The organism is Microvirga sp. P4_G7 (assembly GCF_056401005.1).
Window position 1 is genome coordinate 1 of sequence record NZ_JBFUKD010000323.1, and the last position, 3965, is coordinate 3965.

Sequence of the window (3965 nt, forward strand, 5' to 3'; positions counted from 1 at the left end):
CCAATGCACAGCAGATCATTCTGGCATTCGTCGATCGCGGCCTTACGAATAGAATTGAAAGTGAGTTGTCCGATCGGACATTTATCTGGTCCGGCGACGTTGCATTAACCGTTCGCTCTCACAAGTAGGGGCAAGGTGAAGCTCAGCGGCATGCATTTGTAGTTCGATGGGCCGTCCGTAACACCGTCAACCACCAAGCCATGCCGCGACTTGGCGCCAGACGCGATCCTTGAGCCCCACGAGGAGAGGCGGTTGCACGTGCGTTGCTGGAGCCGATGCGACTACGCCAGCTGGAGTAAGGCGCGAAATGTAGATCTCGCCATCCGTATGATACGGGTCGCCTTCGCCGTTGCGGCCGTTGATGGTCGGACCAATTCCAGTCACTTGATAGGTAGCCTCGACCCTCCCAGCGGCTCTCAAGTCGTTCGTGAGAAGATCTCGGACCTCGTCGATGTCGGGCCCGATGTGGTGAGTGACCTGGCCGGTGTCGTGGCTGACGCCCACGCCTCGGTCGAATGTCCCGGCGCCGAGCCAGACCGGCCTGCCTTCCACTCCTTGGTCGAGGACCCTCCAGAACCGGACATGGTCCCTCTCGTCCGCGCTGCGACCCACCGGTTTTTCGAACGATAGGTCCTCGCGCCGGCCGTCATAGAAGAGGGGACTGACGGGCGCATCCCGATAGGGGCGATCCAAAAGGACGCTGCCGATGATCTCGATGCTCGATTTTAGCGTGATTGGATCGGCCGGATACCAGCCGGCCGCGTTCATCGCCTGAACCACGTCTTCTTTTCTGCCGACCAAGCCTACATTGATCGGGTCACCGGGAATGCCCTGCGCTGTCCGCGTGACCATCGGCTTGTCGGCCAGACCCGGTTGGTTCTCATAGTGACGCCACGCAGCAGGCAAAAGCACATAAGCGGTCAGGACATAGAGAACCGTTATCCCAAAAACCAGTTTTAGGAGACGGCGCAGACTTGTGCGGATCGAAGGCCTCAGATCCCCCTCCCGTCAAAGGTCGGATCATTGTGAACAGCAACCGTGCCCGGCACGATACGAGCGTAGGGTTGAACAGACAAGCGCATCGCTTGTCGGATTGCGCTCGACCAAAATTATCGCAAAGTGCTCGCCTACTGACGTGCTGCTGAAATGGGGGGCTGTGAGATGGAGCAAATTGGGGGCGGGCCTTGGCAGTCCGATTGGCTATGGAGCTTGCCGCTGATCGTTTTCAGCGTCGTAATTCACGTTGTCGGACTTGGTATCATCAACCAGAACATCGACCGCGTCCTCGGTGCTGTTCCAGGCCGCAGGCGCGTGACGATCAAGTTCGTGCTGGTGATGGGGTCGGTCGCATGGGCCGTGACCCTGCTGCATGGGATCGAAGCGACCGCGTGGGCGCTGGCTTACCGTTGGCTGGGGGCAGTCGACGAGAACCAGTCTGCCATGCTCTATTCGCTCAGCGCGCTGACGAGTTACGGGCATGCCGGAGTCTATCTCAAGCCGCGCTGGCAACTCATGGGAGCCTTGGAGGCTCTCAACGGCATCATGCTTTTCGGGCTCACCACGGCCTTCATGTTTTCCATGATTCAGAAAGTATGGCCCGCCGGAAATACGACTCCTCGCTAGTGGACGATTTCCAAATTGCTTAGGCCTGTGGCATCCAGCTCCACGATTCCCCGCGCGAGACGAGAGCAGAGCGCGCCGACTTTTCGCCGGTCAGCCGGGAGAGTGTCGGATCCTCGGTACGCGCTCCCATACGGGCACTGATGTCGAGACTGGCCCTTGCAAGATGTGTGAGCCCGCGCGTTGCGACATCGATATTGAGACGAAGGAGCGGGAAGGAGACACTGATTGCCGCCGCTGTCTGGCCGAGATGGTCGCGAATAGGGACGGCGAGGCAGAATAGTCCCGGGGTATATTCTTCGTTGTCGACCGAGAAACCAGTGGCGCGCACGATCGCGAGTTCCTGCAAAAGCCCAGGCAGTGTGGTGATCGTATTGGGGGTCATGCGAGCAAGCTGCTTCTTGGAAAAACGATTGCGGACTTCGTCATCCGGGAGGCTTGCTAGGAGCGCTTTGCCAAGTCCGGTCGCATGGGCGCTCAGCCGCCCCCCGACCTCAGATTGCAGGCGCAGCGGATGGGTGCTGTCGACCTTCGCGAGGTAAACGTTCTCCGTGCCATCAAGGCTCGCGAGCTGCGCTGTCTCATTCAAGATCGCGACCACTGCGTTCATGGCGTCAAGCGAATCGCGGACAATGTCGCGGCTCTTCAGATAGGCTTGACCGTTTTCCCAGATTCGCAACCCCAAACTATAGAGTCGCGTCCGCTCGTCGAACGCGAGATATTGACGTGATGTCAGTACGCCGAGCAACGCGTGAAGGCTGCTTTTAGGAAATCCAGTAACTTGACTTAGCGCCGGGAATGTCAGCCCACGCTCGTTCGCAGCAAGAGTCTCGATAAGGTCGAGTACGCGCTCCGCCGACTTTACGCGCCCCGCTGTTTCTATCTCGTCGTTCACGCACTAACCCCTTTGATCGCGAGACTTGACATCAATCGCCACGCGTCGATATCTTTATGAACAAGAGTTCTCATATATGAACCTAACGCGTTTGTTAAGACTGTAACGCCAAAAAGACGTCTGGGAGGAATTCATGAGGATCGGGTCCATCGCGTGGGCAACGGGGCCGGCTCTCGCCGTCGCGGCCCTTTTAGCGTCGTCTGGGGCTTTCGCCGAGGATCTGAAGGCGGTACCGCGAAACCGCACGCTGATCAGCCAGGGCTGGGATTACTACAATCAGGTCCCCGCGCCGAACAATTTCAACCCCTATTCGGGCCCACTTCTGCATCAGCGCAACAGCCTTCACTATACCGTCAGCGAATTCCTGTTCTATCCAAACCACAATACGGGCGAGATCACACCGTGGCAGGCGGAAAGCTACAGTTACAATCCCGACTTTACCGAGTTGACGATCAAAATCCGCGACAAGGTCGCGTGGAGCGACGGCAAGCCGTTCACCGCGGATGATGTTGTTTTCACGATCGACATGCTAAGATCGGCGGCGCCCGATCTCGTGCTCTCGTCGGCCGTCAAGGAATGGATTGCGAAGGCCGAAGCCGTCGATCCGCTGACGGTGAAAATTACGCTGACCAAGCCGGGGCCGCGTTTCGCCCGTGATATGCTTGCCGATGGCGCCACTGGCCGGCTCACCATCGTGCCAAAACATGTCTGGCAAGGCCAAGACCCGCGTACATTCACATTCTACGACCCGCAGAAGGGCTGGCCGCTCGGGACGGGCCCGTACCGCGTGGTCAAGTCGGACGCAGGTTCCATCATCTACGATCGACGCGATAACTGGTGGGCTGTCGATTCCAAGTTGGCGCAGAGAATGCCTGGGCCAGAGCGCATTATATACAAGCCTGCGACCGTCGAAGCGATGCCGCAGCTTTTCACCAACAATGAGCTCGATATCGGCCGAGCACTCCAGGTTGGCGCCTTTGAGGCAGGGCGGGCGCGAAATCCCGGGCTCGCCTCATGGAACAAGGCCGGTCCCGTGTGGGGCGCTGCGGACGGATGCACGTTCCGTCTCATCTTCAATGCTCAGAAGCCGCCCTTTGACAATCCCGCGGTCCGGCGTGCCTTCAATGCGGCCATCAACCGCGATGAGATCGTCGACCTCGCCTACGAGGGATCGCTGCCGAAAGCCGTAGTGCCGTTCTCATCCTACGGCGGTCTAAAGGCATATACGGATCAGATGAAGGACCTCGTCGCGCAAAGCGGAGTCGAAAAGCGTGATCTCGCCGAGGTCGAAAAGCTGATGACGGCGCAGGGGTTCGCAAAGACCAACGGGACATGGACGAAAGCCGGTGGCGCGGCTTGGCCGGTGACGGTTCTCACGCAACAGGGGAATCCTGTTGGACCCATCATCGCCCAGCAACTGAAAACTGCGGGGTTCAACGCAGTGTTCCAG

The 3965-nt window shown here is 58.8% G+C and carries 4 protein-coding genes; 2 read left to right on the top strand and 2 right to left on the bottom strand.

Annotation, left to right across the window (positions count from 1 at the left end):
- Positions 1 to 186 precede the first annotated feature (186 nt).
- Entirely contained in the window at positions 187 to 984 is a 798-nt protein-coding gene (locus AC1DT3_RS13665; protein ID WP_477465799.1) for an LssY C-terminal domain-containing protein, read from the bottom strand.
- A gap of 225 nt (positions 985 to 1209) precedes the next feature.
- Here AC1DT3_RS13665 and AC1DT3_RS13670 point away from each other — a divergent pair, with 225 nt between their 5' ends.
- Positions 1210 to 1623, top strand: coding sequence for a hypothetical protein (locus AC1DT3_RS13670; protein WP_477465796.1), 414 nt, complete (start codon positions 1210 to 1212; stop codon positions 1621 to 1623).
- A gap of 19 nt (positions 1624 to 1642) precedes the next feature.
- On the opposite strand, the gene AC1DT3_RS13675 is transcribed toward AC1DT3_RS13670, so the two are convergent.
- Entirely contained in the window at positions 1643 to 2515 is an 873-nt protein-coding gene (locus AC1DT3_RS13675) for an IclR family transcriptional regulator (protein WP_477465797.1), read from the bottom strand.
- Between the two features lie 133 nt (positions 2516 to 2648).
- Between AC1DT3_RS13675 and AC1DT3_RS13680 the strand changes: the two genes are divergently transcribed.
- Positions 2649 to 3965: ABC transporter substrate-binding protein (locus AC1DT3_RS13680; protein WP_477465798.1), on the top strand; the 1317-nt coding region annotated here is incomplete at its 3' end.